10 protein-coding genes are annotated in these 12,739 nt (G+C 67.8%); 3 read left to right on the forward strand and 7 right to left on the reverse strand.

Annotation, left to right across the window (positions count from 1 at the left end):
- Nucleotides 1-21: 21 nt before the first annotated feature.
- The gene (locus HMPREF3088_RS03915; RefSeq protein ID WP_083317318.1) at nucleotides 22-927 is read right to left on the reverse strand and encodes a class I SAM-dependent methyltransferase; all 906 of its coding nucleotides are present in this window, start codon (nucleotides 925-927) and stop codon (nucleotides 22-24) included.
- On the opposite strand from HMPREF3088_RS03915, the gene HMPREF3088_RS03920 reads away from it, so the two are divergent.
- Nucleotides 927-2,114: a glycosyltransferase family 4 protein gene (locus HMPREF3088_RS03920; RefSeq protein ID WP_070758531.1), complete on the forward strand. Its 1,188-nt coding sequence runs from the start codon at nucleotides 927-929 to the stop codon at nucleotides 2,112-2,114. The genes HMPREF3088_RS03915 and HMPREF3088_RS03920 overlap by 1 nt on opposite strands.
- On the opposite strand, the gene HMPREF3088_RS03925 is transcribed toward HMPREF3088_RS03920, so the two are convergent.
- The 3 genes from HMPREF3088_RS03925 to HMPREF3088_RS10815 all read right to left on the reverse strand — a co-directional run bounded on the left by HMPREF3088_RS03925 (nucleotide 2,111) and on the right by HMPREF3088_RS10815 (nucleotide 5,547).
- Nucleotides 2,111-3,907 carry an MmpA family trehalose lipid delivery protein gene (locus tag HMPREF3088_RS03925; protein WP_070758532.1) on the reverse strand — a complete coding sequence of 599 codons (1,797 nt, stop codon included), beginning with the start codon at nucleotides 3,905-3,907 and terminating at the stop codon, nucleotides 2,111-2,113. The genes HMPREF3088_RS03920 and HMPREF3088_RS03925 overlap by 4 nt on opposite strands.
- An 83-nt stretch (nucleotides 3,908-3,990) precedes the next feature.
- Nucleotides 3,991-5,202 (reverse strand): cell envelope lipid trafficking protein PgfA, encoded by a 1,212-nt coding sequence (locus HMPREF3088_RS03930; protein ID WP_070758533.1) that lies wholly within the window; start codon nucleotides 5,200-5,202, stop codon nucleotides 3,991-3,993.
- Nucleotides 5,203-5,412: 210 nt separating this feature from the next.
- Entirely contained in the window at nucleotides 5,413-5,547 is a 135-nt protein-coding gene (locus HMPREF3088_RS10815) for a hypothetical protein (RefSeq protein WP_256374469.1), read from the reverse strand.
- A gap of 19 nt (nucleotides 5,548-5,566) precedes the next feature.
- Here HMPREF3088_RS10815 and HMPREF3088_RS03935 point away from each other — a divergent pair, with 19 nt between their 5' ends.
- The gene (locus HMPREF3088_RS03935; protein WP_246818035.1) at nucleotides 5,567-6,748 is read left to right on the forward strand and encodes an acyltransferase family protein; all 1,182 of its coding nucleotides are present in this window, start codon (nucleotides 5,567-5,569) and stop codon (nucleotides 6,746-6,748) included.
- Here the strand turns inward: HMPREF3088_RS03935 and HMPREF3088_RS03940 are convergent.
- The 3 genes from HMPREF3088_RS03940 to HMPREF3088_RS03950 form a co-directional block, all read right to left on the reverse strand.
- Entirely contained in the window at nucleotides 6,658-10,503 is a 3,846-nt protein-coding gene (locus HMPREF3088_RS03940) for a DUF3367 domain-containing protein (protein WP_246818036.1), read from the reverse strand. The two genes, HMPREF3088_RS03935 and HMPREF3088_RS03940, sit on opposite strands and share 91 nt — an antisense overlap.
- 25 nt (nucleotides 10,504-10,528) lie before the next feature.
- Complete coding sequence (locus HMPREF3088_RS03945) at nucleotides 10,529-10,738, reverse strand: DUF2613 domain-containing protein (protein ID WP_012359452.1); 210 nt, start codon at nucleotides 10,736-10,738, stop codon at nucleotides 10,529-10,531.
- 99 nt (nucleotides 10,739-10,837) lie between these two features.
- Nucleotides 10,838-11,440, reverse strand: coding sequence for a universal stress protein (locus HMPREF3088_RS03950; protein ID WP_012359453.1), 603 nt, complete (start codon nucleotides 11,438-11,440; stop codon nucleotides 10,838-10,840).
- Nucleotides 11,441-11,481: 41 nt separating this feature from the next.
- Here HMPREF3088_RS03950 and HMPREF3088_RS03955 point away from each other — a divergent pair, with 41 nt between their 5' ends.
- A complete protein-coding gene (locus HMPREF3088_RS03955; RefSeq protein WP_070758536.1) occupies nucleotides 11,482-12,687 on the forward strand; it encodes a glycoside hydrolase family 3 N-terminal domain-containing protein in 1,206 nt (401 codons plus the stop codon).
- The last annotated feature ends 52 nt before the right edge of the window (nucleotides 12,688-12,739 follow it).

A 12,739-nucleotide genomic window follows, 5' to 3' on the forward strand; every position in this document is an offset into this window, starting at 1 on the left:
GCCTCCCCGGGCCACCGCCAGCTAGGCCTTCCGGAACACCAGAACCAGGTTGGATACCGCGAACTCCCGCAGCAGCGGAACCCGCACCATCCACCACGCCCACCAGGGGTGATAGCGCGGGAACGCCGCCACCAGCTCCGCGCCGCCTGCGGCGGCAACCCGCTGGCCGTATCGCAAACCATCGGCCGCGGAGACGTTGAATAGTGACTCGCCCCAGCGATTCTTCGGTGGCTTGCCCATCTTCTTCTCGTAGCGCCGCGCCGCGAACTCCCCGCCCACGTAGTGCTCCCACAGTCCGGTCTCGTGGCCGCCGAAGGGGCCGAGCCACACCGTATAGCTGTAGATCATCACCCCGCCCGGCTTGGTGACCCGCAGCATCTCATCGGCCATCACCCAGGGCTCCGGCACGTGCTCGGCGACGTTAGAGGAATAGGTGATGTCGAAGGCGGCGTCGATAAACGGCAGCTCCATTCCGGAGCCCCGCACCGAGGAGGCCAGGGTGATGCCCGCGGCTGCCATCTCGCCCACGTCCGGTTCGCAGGTCACGTACTCCGCGCCCGCGTCGCCGAAGGCGACACCGAAGTAACCAGGCCCGCCACCGACGTCCAAAATCTTGGAGCCTGTGAGCTCCCGTCCCGTCGCGCCGCGCCACAGGGCCTCGATGAGCCCCACCGTGTCCTCGGCGAGGTGACCGTAGAAGATGTCGGGACGAGTCTGCTCATACCGGAAGTCCGAAAGCAGGCCCACCGCGCGCCGCAGGCTGGCTTTCGGGCGCCAGAAACGCAGGGCGGAATTGCCCGCGGGGGCGGTGAGGGCAGTGCTGATGCGCCGGAAGAAACGCCGGGCGGGGTGCGCGGAAGTCATGGAAGGAATTGTGACATAACCAGAAGTGTTTGGGGTCGAATCCGGGTAGGGTGTGATGCACAATGAGTCGTTCCCTAAAAGTAATTTTGCTGTGCTGGCGCGACACTAACCACCCGGAGGGCGGTGGTTCGGAGCGCTACCTCGAACAGGTGGGGCAGTATCTAGCCTCCCAAGGACACGAGGTGATTTACCGCACCGCTTACTACCCGGGAGCGAAGAAAACCGAGCACGTCCAGCGCGGCGGATACTGGCTGAAGTTCTCCCGCGCCGGGGGAAACTTGAGCGTCTACCCCCGTGCGCTCCTGGCACTGCTGGCGGCCCGGCTCGGCCTCCGAGTCGGCGCGATCGGCAAGATGGGTGCCCCGGATGTGGTCGTCGATACCCAAAACGGTGTGCCCTTCTTCGCCTCCCTCGTCGCCGGCGCCCCCACCGTGGTGCTCACCCATCACTGCCACCGTGAGCAGTGGTCCGTCGCGGGACCAGTGCTCTCCCGGATCGGCTGGCTCGTGGAATCCAAGATCTCCCCACTGATCCATCGCCGCAACCGCTGGGTCACGGTCTCGCAACCCTCGGCGGAGGAATTCGCCGAGCTGGGCGTGCCGGCCGAGAACTTCACGATCATCCGCAATGGCATCGAACCGGTGCCCGCGGCCGCACGGGGGCACAGTGCCCAGGAAGGGGAGGACAAGCCCGTCTACCTGGTCGCGCTCTCCCGACTGGTGCCGCACAAGCAGATCGAGCACGCCCTCGATTGCCTTGCCGCCCTGCAGCGGAACCACCCCAACCTGCGCCTGGATGTCATTGGCGACGGCTGGTGGTCGGAGAACCTACGCCGGTATGCCCAGGAACTGGGGGTGGACGGCAAGGTGGTTTTCCACGGCTACGTCAGCGAGGAGCTCAAGCACCGCATCCTGCAGCGAGCCAGCATCCACGTCATGCCCTCCCGCAAGGAAGGCTGGGGGCTCGCCGTCATCGAGGCGGCTCAGCACGGGGTGCCCACCGTGGGCTATGAGTCCTCCGCGGGCCTGCGGGACTCCATCGTCGACGAGGAGACCGGCCTGCTGGCCACTTCCCCGGGCGGGCTGATTAACGCCGTGGAGCACCTGCTGGACGACCCCGCCCTCTGTCGGCGGATGGGGCAGGCGGCCGAGCGGCGGGCCGCCCAGTACTCCTGGGAAAATACCGGCCGGGCCTGGGAGGAACTGCTGCACCAGGTAGCGGGGCCCCGGAAGGCCGAAGGGCAGCACTAGCTGGAGATCTCGGCGGCCAGGGCGCGCCGACGCGCGTCACGCCGCGCCTGGCCCAGCGACCATAAGCCCGCGCCCAGCGCGCCCAGCTGGGTGATCCAGTACAAGACCATGCCCGCCACGGCGGGCGTGGAGGGCTGCTTGCTGCCAGCCCCGTGCGGCTGCGGGATCCGGTAGAGCTGGATGCCCTCGACTTCGTCGACCATCGGGTACTCGGCGAGCAGCTCGTCGAGCTGCTGGTAGTCCTCCTCGTTGTTAGTCATCAGCGGCCGGTCGGCGATCACCCAGCCCACACCATTAGCAGCCAGCGTGTCCCGGCCCGCCATCGCGTCCTTGAGCAGTCGGATCGTATCCCGATCCCCGTCGACGAGCGTGCCGTCCACGATGAGGAACTGCGGATCCAGCGGCTGGCCAGGCAGCGTCTTCAGCGCCGGGGTGAGGGTCGGTTCGCCGTCCTCACGCAGGCGATAATTGCCGGGAGGGAAGAGCAAGATCTTGCTCCGCGGAACGCCCGCGATCGTCTCCGCGAAGCTCGCCCACGCCGGCGAAATACGCTGCGGGGCAGCGGGAGAAACATCCGCGGGGTATCCCGGCACCGTCGCGATCACCAGCGCGCCGACGGCCAGGGGGACTACTCCGCCGAGCACTCGCGTGCCGTTGGGGGAGAGTTCCGTGCTGGTGGATGCCGCGTGCTGGCGCAACCGCTCCAGACCTACGGCCAGCAGTAGGATCAGCCCCGGCAAAGCCAGCCCCACGAGCTTGTGGGTATCGCGGAATAACGCCACCCCTGGCACGTGCGCCACCAGGAAGCGCATCAGCGGCAGCCCAAACGGTGTTGCGAGCAGCAGGGGAACCGCGAAGGCCGCAGCGGTAAGCACCGCCACGCCCCGGTACACCCGCCACAGCTCCGCGAAGCCCCAGGCCGCGAAAAGGAAGAGCGCGAGCCCCGCCAGCGCACCGAGCAGACCCCGGGAGGGCGGGATCGCGCCGGCGTTCCAGATGCCACCCAGCCCCAGCACCGAGACCACCGTGCCGAGCGGGCCATCCGGGCCCACCGCGAATGCCTCCGCGCCGTTGGCTGAAGACCGAGAGGGCGTGCCGTTGAACAGGGTCACCAGCAGCCAGGGGGTTGCCAGGGTGAGGCTGGTGAATAGCACCAGGGCGCGGGAACGCGCCGTCGGGCTAAACATCAGGGCGACGAGCGCGCCCAACACCAGCCCGGCCGGGGTCAGCCCCGCGAGGCTGATCAGCAGCACCTGCGGGCCCTGGAATCCCGTCGCCGCACAGTAGGCGATCGCGGGCAGCAGCATGACCGCCAGCGCCAGCGACCACTGACCCTGCAGCAGCCGCTCGATGACATACGGGTTCCACACCACGAACAGCCCGCACACCAGCTGGGCGGCCCGGTGGGCGCCCGCCATGTCGCGGGCCATCTTCACCGCGCCGAGGATTCCGCAGGCTGCCGCGGTCAGCACCATGGCCGCCGCCAACGTGGTCGCGGGGATGATGGGCGAGAAGACCGCGAGGATCGCATCCTGCGGCAACGCCCGCGGCGAATAATCCCCCTTGCCGAGGACCAGGTCATTGGCGCTGAGGTTGAAGGGCACCATCATGTCGCGGAGCATGAAAGCCCGGTCGCGGGAGGGGACGAGACCCCACCAAAAGGGCCACAACGTGCTGGCGGTGACCGCGAGGATAAACAGCCCCAAACCCCACGCCGGAACGCGCGGGAGGGGCCGGCCAGGCTTACCTGTGGCCAGTTCCCGCGTCGGCGTCGAATGAAGGGAAGAGCTCACAATACAAGTTTAAGCCCGCCCCGTTGCTGCGAAAGCAGAAACGGAAAGCGGGCTTAAAACGTCAGGTTTCTTGGGGTGAAGGCCTAGCTCTTACGCGGTGCGCGCTGCAGCCACAGGCCGACGAAGAGCAGGAACAGCCCCAGCAGGCCAGCGATGATAGGAACCGTGGCTCCCATCGTCTTGATGGTGCTCAGGCCTTCCTTGGCGGTCACCATCTGGCCCTCCTTGGACTTCTCGTCCCACTGCGCCGGCAGGTACATTGCGGTGCGCTTCGGGTTGGCCAGCTCGCGCTCCCGGTTCTCCGGCTTCGCGATCTCCTTGGCCTCCTCTTCATCCTGCGCGTAGAACATCCAGATCTCTTCGGCAGCGTTGACGATCACGCCGGTCTCCGGCTCGATGCTGATCTTGCGGTTGACGGTGTAGTAGCGCTCCATCTCGACGTCCGGGCCGGCCTCGGACTTCTCGTCCTCGTCCTTATCCTCACCCTTCTTCGGGTTACGGATCTCGTCGTCCTTCAGTCCCCACACCTTCGCCGGGAAGGTCAGCTTCAGGGAAGCCAGCACGCCCTCCTCCGCGGCGGTCAGGGAGCCGTCGGACTCGAGGTACTTCTTCTGCGCCTCGTACAGCGGGGTCGGGTCGATCGTCTGCTCGAAGGTGTAGATCTTCTCGCCGCCCTGCTCACCTTCGTCGACGAAGTCGATCGGGTTGGTGGTCAGGGTCTGGGCGTCGAAGTAGGGGTAGGACTTGCGGTCAGCGCCCATCGGGAACTGGTACTGCAGGCCCTTGCGGACGAACTCCGGCGGGGTGTAGCCCTCCGCGTCCTTGCCCTTCGGCGGGGCCAAGTTCAGGGAGGAGACCGGGTCGGTCACCGGCATCTGGGTCTTGCGGTCCAGGGTGACGCGGTCGATGGTGGCGGAGAGCAGGTTATCCGGCTCGCTCTTGTCCGTGCGGAAGACGGTCTGGCCGACCTCCAGGGTGACCTGCTTCTTGTCGCTCGGCTCCTGCGCGGTGGTGAACTTCTGGGTCTGGATCTCGACGTCCTTCAAGATGAAGCACGAGACCTCCTTGTCGTCCCCCTTGCACTCCGGACGGTTCTTGTTATCCCCCACGGGCTTGCCTTTCGCCAGCGCTCCCGAGTCGAGGAGGCGAGCCTCTACCGGCTCGGTGCTCGTCGTCGACACGACGTCCAGTGGCAGAACCTTGCCCTTAGGGACGACGTAGGTCGGAAGGGCGATCGCGAAGACCAGCAGCGCTGCTCCCAAAACGATCGAGATTAGGGAGATGGTTTTTCTCATATGGCAATTCCGTTCAGTGTCCTTGAGGCCTCTCTGCCCAGAGATCCCTCTTACAACAACGTGTTCGCCATACTTTAACCAAGAATGAAAGTATGTAAGGGGAAAGAAACAAAAAATTCTCTGGTTTTATGGCTATGCGCTGACTTTAGCCCTCAAGTACTCGCCGGAAGCTTAAAATGAACGGCCAGGAACCCGCCCGTCACGGTGGTTTTAATCCACCGGCGCGCCCATGATTACCTCGAGGAGGGTGAGTATGCGCTCTGCGTCCGCGTCGGAGAAGGCTTCAGAGACGGGGCCGTCCGCACCGTCCGCGACGTCGTCCAGCGCAACGTCTGGGGCCCCCACGACGTCGTCCTCGGGAACCGTGGCACCGTCGGGAACCGGTTCAGCGTCGACGACGGCCCACCCCAAGACCCCCTTCCTGCCCTCCCTGGAGGGGCTCCGCGCGATCGCGTGTTCGGGGATCATCATCACCCACGTGGCCTTCCAGACCGGCACGGACACTGGCTCGCTGATCAACCAGATCATGGCGCGCACGGACTTCTTCGTGCCCGTGTTCTTCGCCCTCTCCGGCTTCCTGCTGTGGCGCCGCCAGCACGTGCAATTCCGCAACCGGCGGAGCGTGGCCAGCTACTACGTCAAGCGCCTGGGGCGCATCATGCCGGCCGCCTGGGTGATGATGCTCTTCGTCTTCCTCTTCCTGCCGGTCGCCGATAACCCCTCAGCCAAGCAGATCGTGGAGAACCTGCTCATGGCGCAGGTCTACTTCGCCGACGGCCTGGTCGGTGGCATGACGCACCTGTGGTCGCTGTCCGTCGAGCTGACCTTCTACCTCGTGCTCCCGCTGATCGCCCTGCTGATTGGGAAACAGCCCCGCTGGCGCCGGGTGCTCGTCATCGCCACGCTCGGGCTCATCAGCTACTACTGGGCCTTCCTGCCGCCCTTCACCGGGGAACTGGAGCCGGGGCGGGTGAACCCGCACACGATGCCCCCGGCGTTCGCGGCCTGGTTCGCGATCGGGTTCCTCTCCGCGGAGGCGGAGGCCTGGGTGCTGGGCAACCCGGAGCGCAGCCGTCGGTTGGTGGCGGCACTGTACCGGCTGCGGCCGCTGTTCTGGCTGATCGCACTGGCGGCCCTGGTGGTCGCGGCCGTAGATGGCCCGCAGGGGCTGGTGCAGGCCACCCCGGCTGAGTTCGCGCGCCGCACGATTTATGGCACGGTCTTCGCCGCCGCTCTGATTACCCCCTATGCGTTGGCGCCACGCTCGGCATTCCTGGAGTCCGCGCCGATGCAGGCGCTGGGGCGCTGGTCCTATGCGATCTTCCTCTGGCACATCGCGATCCTCTCAGTGGTCTTCCCGCTGCTGGGGGTCCCGATGTTTAGCGGCAATCACGTCCACACGGTGATCGTGATGATCGCGACCTTCGTGCTGACCGTGCCGGTCGCCGCGCTGAGCTATGCCTTGGTGGAGGAGCCCGCCCGGGTGGGGATCAACAAGATGTGGGCGAAGTACACGGCGAGCACAACCGCCAGCAGCGCCAGCTGAACCACCCAGGAGTCCCCGGCGTAGTGGCGACCGGTCCACGGGCCCTGCGCCGCGAGCACGGCTGCCAGGAACGCGCCCGAGCCGGCGACGATGCGCAGCACGCCCCCGGTCGGCAGGGACCGGAGGACGGGGTGCTGCTCGGCCCACCGCTGGATGCCAGGCCGGGCGAACACCAGCTGCAGGAGGGCCAGCACCACCGCGAGCACCAGGCCCGGGATGCCGGCCAGCAGGAACGCCAGGGCCACGGTGGCGAGCAGCGCCGCGCCGCGCTGGGCCCGGTTGAGCGGGGTGGCGCTGTGGGCTGCGGCGCTGGCCTCGACCTGAGCCTCGTCGGCGGGCTCAGTGGATACCTCGTCGGTCGCCGCGGTGACCTCGCTCGAATGTGCCGACGCCCCAAGCGCTGCTGGGATGCCCGCCCGGCTGCCCAGCCGGCGAGCGCGCCGCTCCGCCAGCGCCCAGGCCAGTACGACCGCGAGAGCCAGCACCAGACCCGCAGCCAGCCAGGCCTGGTAAAAACCGGTGGCCGCGAAGCTGAGCGCGATCGTGCCGCTCACACCTGCGGGAACCACCCAGCCCTGCTGCCAGCCGTTGATCACCATCGGGTGTAGGCGAATCTCGCGGGAACCCTCGGGATCCGCCACGTGCAGGGTGGCCACCCGGCCCGGGTTGGCGTTGGAGGGCAGGAACACCACCCGCTGCTCCGAGGAATACCCCAGGTGGAAGCGGTCGTCACCGCCAGAGCCACCGTCCTGGGAGACCACCGGCAGAGCATCGGCCGCGGGAGCCTCGGAAACCGCCTCCGCGTACAGCGGTTCAGCCACGGAGAGGGCGGCCCAGCGCGCCGTCGTGGCCAGGCGGTGACGTCCTTCCGAAAGAGAGAGCTTCTCCCCGCAGCGGTAATCCTCCCCGTCGACGTTGACGACCGCAGACTCCGCGCGCGACGATGAATTCTCGCAGCCGGCGGTGTGGAGCACCAGCTCCTGGCCCGCGAGGTGCTCCGGCACCGTGAACTCCCGCACCATGGAGTGCTCCGGGACCTCCTGGCCGAAGACGAAGCGGTTGAGGTAGCGCGCCGAGGAACCGTCTAGCGCCGGGACGGTGGGCACCCGCCGGGGCGTGACATCCTGGGCCGCCCCGCCGCCGTCCGTGGCGAAGACGTCGACCTCCGAGAAGCCCACGTCCGAGAAGCTGCCCAGCAGCTGGAGGCGCACCCGATCGCCCCTGCCGCCCGGGATCGCGATGCGCGTGGCCTCGCCGGCCTTGACCGTCACTGTTGTGCTTCCCAGCGGGCTATCCCCGGCATCGCTGCGGAAGCTCTCCGCGTGGATGCGCGCGTCCGAGCCCTGGGTGAGCAGGGAGACGCTGAGACCCCGGTGTGGCTCGTCCAGCTCCAGTTCCAGGTACTGGCCGATCGCGCGCCCCGGGCTGGGGTACCAGGCAGTATCTGGGTTGCCATCCACCGCCGCGGTGAGCGAACGGCGGGTATCGGCCCCACCGAAGCCCGTGGGATCTGCCGCGGTGCTGCTCGCCCGGACCGTGCCCCCGGAGGCGCGCACCTCAGTCAGCGGGTGCTCGTCGTGGTTCGCCGGATCCGCGCCCTCCGCCACGCTGCTCAGCGGGTAATCCCGCACCGGGTTGAGCACCCGGGTCGAATCCTTGGGGGCGCGGATTTCGGAATCCGCGTTGGTCACATTGCCGTAGTTGTGATCGCGCCGGGCGGGCGTATCGGTGAGGGTCTGCGGGCCGCGATCGGCGAAGGCATCCGCGCCCGTGCCGCTGCCAGCGAGCTGCTGGTGGAGCGCCCGCACGCGAGGAGCATCGGTGCGGCCCAGGGCGCGGTCGGCAGCATCCAGCCGGGGCAGGGCCTCGGGGCCTGCATAGACGATCTCCACCTGCTCGGCGTCGATCTCCCGCAGCCCACCGGCCGGTTGGGGCGCATCCCCGCCAGCTTGGTCGGGGGTAACGGCGAAGATGCGAACCTCGGGGGCCTGCTCGTCCCCGAAGGTCGCGACCTCGCGGAAGCCACCCGAGCGCCGCAGCGTGCGCAGCACCGAATGAGCTCCCGGGGTGTCCGCGGCCACCGTCAGGTCCGTGCGCACCAGCACGTGGCCCACTCCCTGGGAACGCAGGGTCGCAGCCAGGGTGGGCAGCGGTTGCCCGGAGTGAACCTCGCGCTGAATGCCGTCCAGCCCGCGGATGGCATCCGGCTGCACGAGCGGCACGGAGTCGCGCACCACCCACGGCACATCCAGCAGTGGCTGGGCGGGTTCGTCGCGAGTATTGCCCCAGGTCTGGCGCCCAAAACGCGCCTGCGGGAGCAGCATGACGCGCCCGTCTTCCGGCTGGGTACTGTTCTCATTCAGCCAGTCCGCGGCGGCCCGCCAGTACTGCGGCACGCCACGGAAACCGTCGGCTGGGGCGATCCGGCCGGACCAGCCGGGGGCGGTGGCCAGCACGGTCAGAAGTACGGCAGCGGACACCTTCACCACACGGGGGTTCTTCTCCGGGTGGCGCCACTGCTGCATCCCCGCCCGGTCTCGGCCGGGGACCCGCACGTGGGCCAATGCGTGGGCCACGCCGACCATCAGCGGCAGTCGCACCAGGACGTCGAATTTGTGCAGGTTGCGCAGCGCGGCACCAGCGCCGTCGAGGAAGGAACGCGCTCCGCCGGAGAGCAGGGAGAAGGGGTCCACCGCGACCCCGAGCGCAGCCAGCCCCACGCCCAGCATGCTCAGCCACACCCCGGCGGCTGGAAGATCGCGCCGGGCAAGCCCCCACAAACCGAGCAGCGCCACCGCGAGGGTGGCAAGGATGAATACCGGCTCGCTGACCAGGGCAGCGCCAGCTACGCGCTCGGAGGAGAGAAAGGGAACCCAGCTGGTTGTGCCCCGCAGGTTCTCCAGCAGGTTCAGCCAGCGGGTGGTCAGCGAACTGGACTCGATGTAGTCCGTGAAGGGTGGGGAGTAGCGGCCCAGGATCAGCAGCGGGCCGACCCACCAGAAGCAGACGGCCAGCCCAGCGGGCACCCACCAGCGGCTGAAGTAGGCCACCTGCCCCCGGGTGTCGCGGCGCAGCCAGGCGGCGAGCCAGAAGATCACCGCCGGCAGGATGGCCACGGCGGTCGCCACCGCGTTGACCGCACCCATGCACAGGGCCGCCACCGCGCTGCGCAGCGCAGCCCGGCGCAGCAGAACCTTGTCCTCGGAGCTCAGGGCACGGTCAGCGGGGCCCGCGGCGGCATCATCGCGGGCCCCAGCCCGCGGCCGCAGCACGTCGACGAGCGGCAGGAGAACCCACGGCGCCAGCGCGCACACCCAGGCCTCGGAAGAGATCGCTCCCAAGGTGGTGAGCACCCGGGGAGAGAGCGCGAAGAGCACGCCGGCCACGATGCGGGAGAAGTTGTTTCCGACCGGTAGCTTCTCCAGCAGCCGGACCATCCCCGCGAAGGCCAGGAACAGCAGCAACGCCCACCACAGGCGCTGGGTGACCCAGGCGGGCAGCCAGGAAAAGAGCGCAAAAAACAGGCCGTGCGGGAAGAGATACCCGTAGGCCTGGTTCTGTAGCTGCCCCAGCGGGAAAACCTCAGTCCACGGCTGGAGCGCTTGCGAAAGAAAGCCCCAGGGGTTCTGAATCAGGTCGAGCTTGGTATCAGCGACCGATAGCCCAGGGGCTTGGAGAAAGGCGAAGGCGAGCCACCCGATGGCGCACAACAGCCACGCGCGGCTGCGCATGCTCGAGTGGACGGGGGCCTTCACCTAGCGGAGAGTGTGCAGCGTTGAGCTAGCTCTCGACGCGGCCGCCGTACTGCACGGCACCCAGGAACGCGCTGTCCTGGTCGACGGCCACAGCCTCTGCGGAAGGCAGGCTCGTGTTATCGGCGGCAGCGCCGGCGCCAAAAGCGACGAGGCCACCGAGGATGGCGCCCGAAACGATGGCGGCGATGGCCGGGCCGGCGGTGCGGCGTGGTGCGGAGTCGTTCTCGAATGGCATGGGAATCCTTAAATTGCTTCGTCGTGGTGCCCCACCTCCCCAACCGGAGAGGAGTGGCGCTGGGTGTTGTGGACTTATGTAGTGGTGAACCCCAAGTCCTTAATCGTCCTCGGCTGCCGGGACGATAAGCACTGGCCGACCAGCATTCTTCACGATGCTGTCGGAGACGCTGGACTGCAGGATGGACTTCCACCCGCTGAGCGCCCGGGAACCAGTGACGATGATGTCTACATCGAGCTCTTCTGCAGCGTCGACGATGGCGCTCCAGATGGCTGTTTCAGACTCTACCAAAAAGGGTTCGGTGGCAAAGCCGTTTTTGCGAGCAAACTCCACACCTTCGCGGCAGGTGGCCACAGCCTCGGTATATGCGGGGTCCTCGTTCTCGTTTTCCTCCGGCGAATCCACCGACCAATCGTGCTGCATCATCCCGCTCATCCCCGCGGCGCGGGCGGCCTGGCGGTGGATGGGCTCCCACACGGTGAGGATGTAGGCGTTGTTCGCGGACAGGAATCGCCCGGCGTATTCGATGGCCGCCTTGGCCTGCTCGCCGCCGTCGTAGGCAATGAGGACGGTATCGCCCTTCAGGCTGCCGGTGCTGCCTTCCTGCGCCTCTGGCTGTGGGGCGGGGGCGGATGCATCCTGGGCGGTCTGGGCGGGATCAGTCACGGTGTGCCTTCCTCGTTTTGGGTTTGCCGGCTTCATGCCAGCACTTGTTGCTCTTCTCCCCAGGTTAGTACGTTGGAATGATGACTTCCCGTCTTTGCCTTCTTCCCCGTTCCCGCAGTAGGACGGCGCGTCCCGCCGCCGCTGCTGTCCTGGTCGCTGGCCTAAGCCTGGCTGCCGGCTGTTCTTCCGGGGAGGAGGACGCAGCTCTTACTTCCGCCTCGTCTTCTTCTATGACGACGACTCCCCCGGCCAGCACCCCAGAGACCACGCCGCCGGCACCACAGGTGCCGGCCGAGGAACTCGCACCGAAACTCCTCGCGGTCGGGGTGACGGACTTCGAGAGCGCGCGGGCGGCCGTGGACGCCGGGGTGCGGCACCTCTTCTTCGGCACCGGCTCGGACTTCAGCATGCTCAACGGACAGGGTGACCCCGAGCGGAGCATCGCCGCGCTGCAGCGCCGGGCGGGGGAGCCGCTGCGGGTATCCGTCGACGAGGAGGGCGGGATGGTCCAGCGGCTCTCCGAGCTGATCGGCACCCTGCCCGCGCCCCGGGACATGGCCCGCACCATGACCCCTGAGCAGGTGCGGGGCATGATGGCGGAGCACGGCCGGAAGATGGCCGAGCTGGGATTCACCGTGGACTTCGCCCCCTCCATCGACCTGGCTGGCGGCGAGAATATCGAGGACAACGCGATCGGCTCGCGTTCCTTCGGGTCCGATCCACAGGTCGTCGCCCGCTACGCCCGCGCCTACGTGGAGGGCCTCCTGGATGCTGGCATCACCCCGGTGCTCAAGCACTTCCCGGGTCATGGCCACGCCAACGGGGATTCCCACACCGGTGAGGTCTTCGTCCCGCCGGTGGAACAGCTCAAGCAGGCTGACCTGAAGCCTTTCGCCGAGCTGTTGGAGATCCCGGGGGTCGAGGTGATGATGGGGCACGTCCAGGCGCCGGGGCTGAACCCCGACGAGCCGGCCTCTGTCAGCCCAGCCACCTATGGGCTGCTCCGCAAGGGCTGGGAGGGCTTCGGCGGCTACCAGGGGGTCGTCTACACCGACGACCTCACCGGGATGCGCGCGATCACCGACCGCTACCCAGGCGCAGAGGCCGTCGTCGCGGCGCTATCCGCGGGAGCTGACCAGGGGCTGACAGCCGCCGGTGCCTTCGACCTTCCCGAGCTCATTAGCGCGGTCACCGAGGCGATCCGCAACGGGGAGATCGCGCCCGAACAAGCCCAGCGCAGCGCCGAACGTCTCGCCCCGCCTGCGGAAGAAACGGAAAACTAAGGCCGTCGATGGCCTGAGCGCCCACCGCCTGCGCGGAAGCTAAAGACCTGAG

The organism is Corynebacterium sp. HMSC22B11 (assembly GCF_001815965.1).
GTDB lineage: Bacteria > Actinomycetota > Actinomycetes > Mycobacteriales > Mycobacteriaceae > Corynebacterium.

Bases quoted from the DNA above. Each gene is read 5' to 3' on its own strand.
- HMPREF3088_RS03930 (WP_070758533.1), bottom strand. From the start codon at position 5,202: ATGAGAAAAACCATCTCCCTAATCTCGATCGTTTTGGGAGCAGCGCTG.
- HMPREF3088_RS03955 (WP_070758536.1), top strand. From the start codon at position 11,482: ATGATGACTTCCCGTCTTTGCCTTCTTCCCCGTTCCCGCAGTAGGACG.
- HMPREF3088_RS03920 (WP_070758531.1), top strand. From the start codon at position 927: ATGAGTCGTTCCCTAAAAGTAATTTTGCTGTGCTGGCGCGACACTAAC.
- HMPREF3088_RS03950 (WP_012359453.1), bottom strand. From the start codon at position 11,440: ATGAAGCCGGCAAACCCAAAACGAGGAAGGCACACCGTGACTGATCCC.
- HMPREF3088_RS03945 (WP_012359452.1), bottom strand. From the start codon at position 10,738: ATGCCATTCGAGAACGACTCCGCACCACGCCGCACCGCCGGCCCGGCC.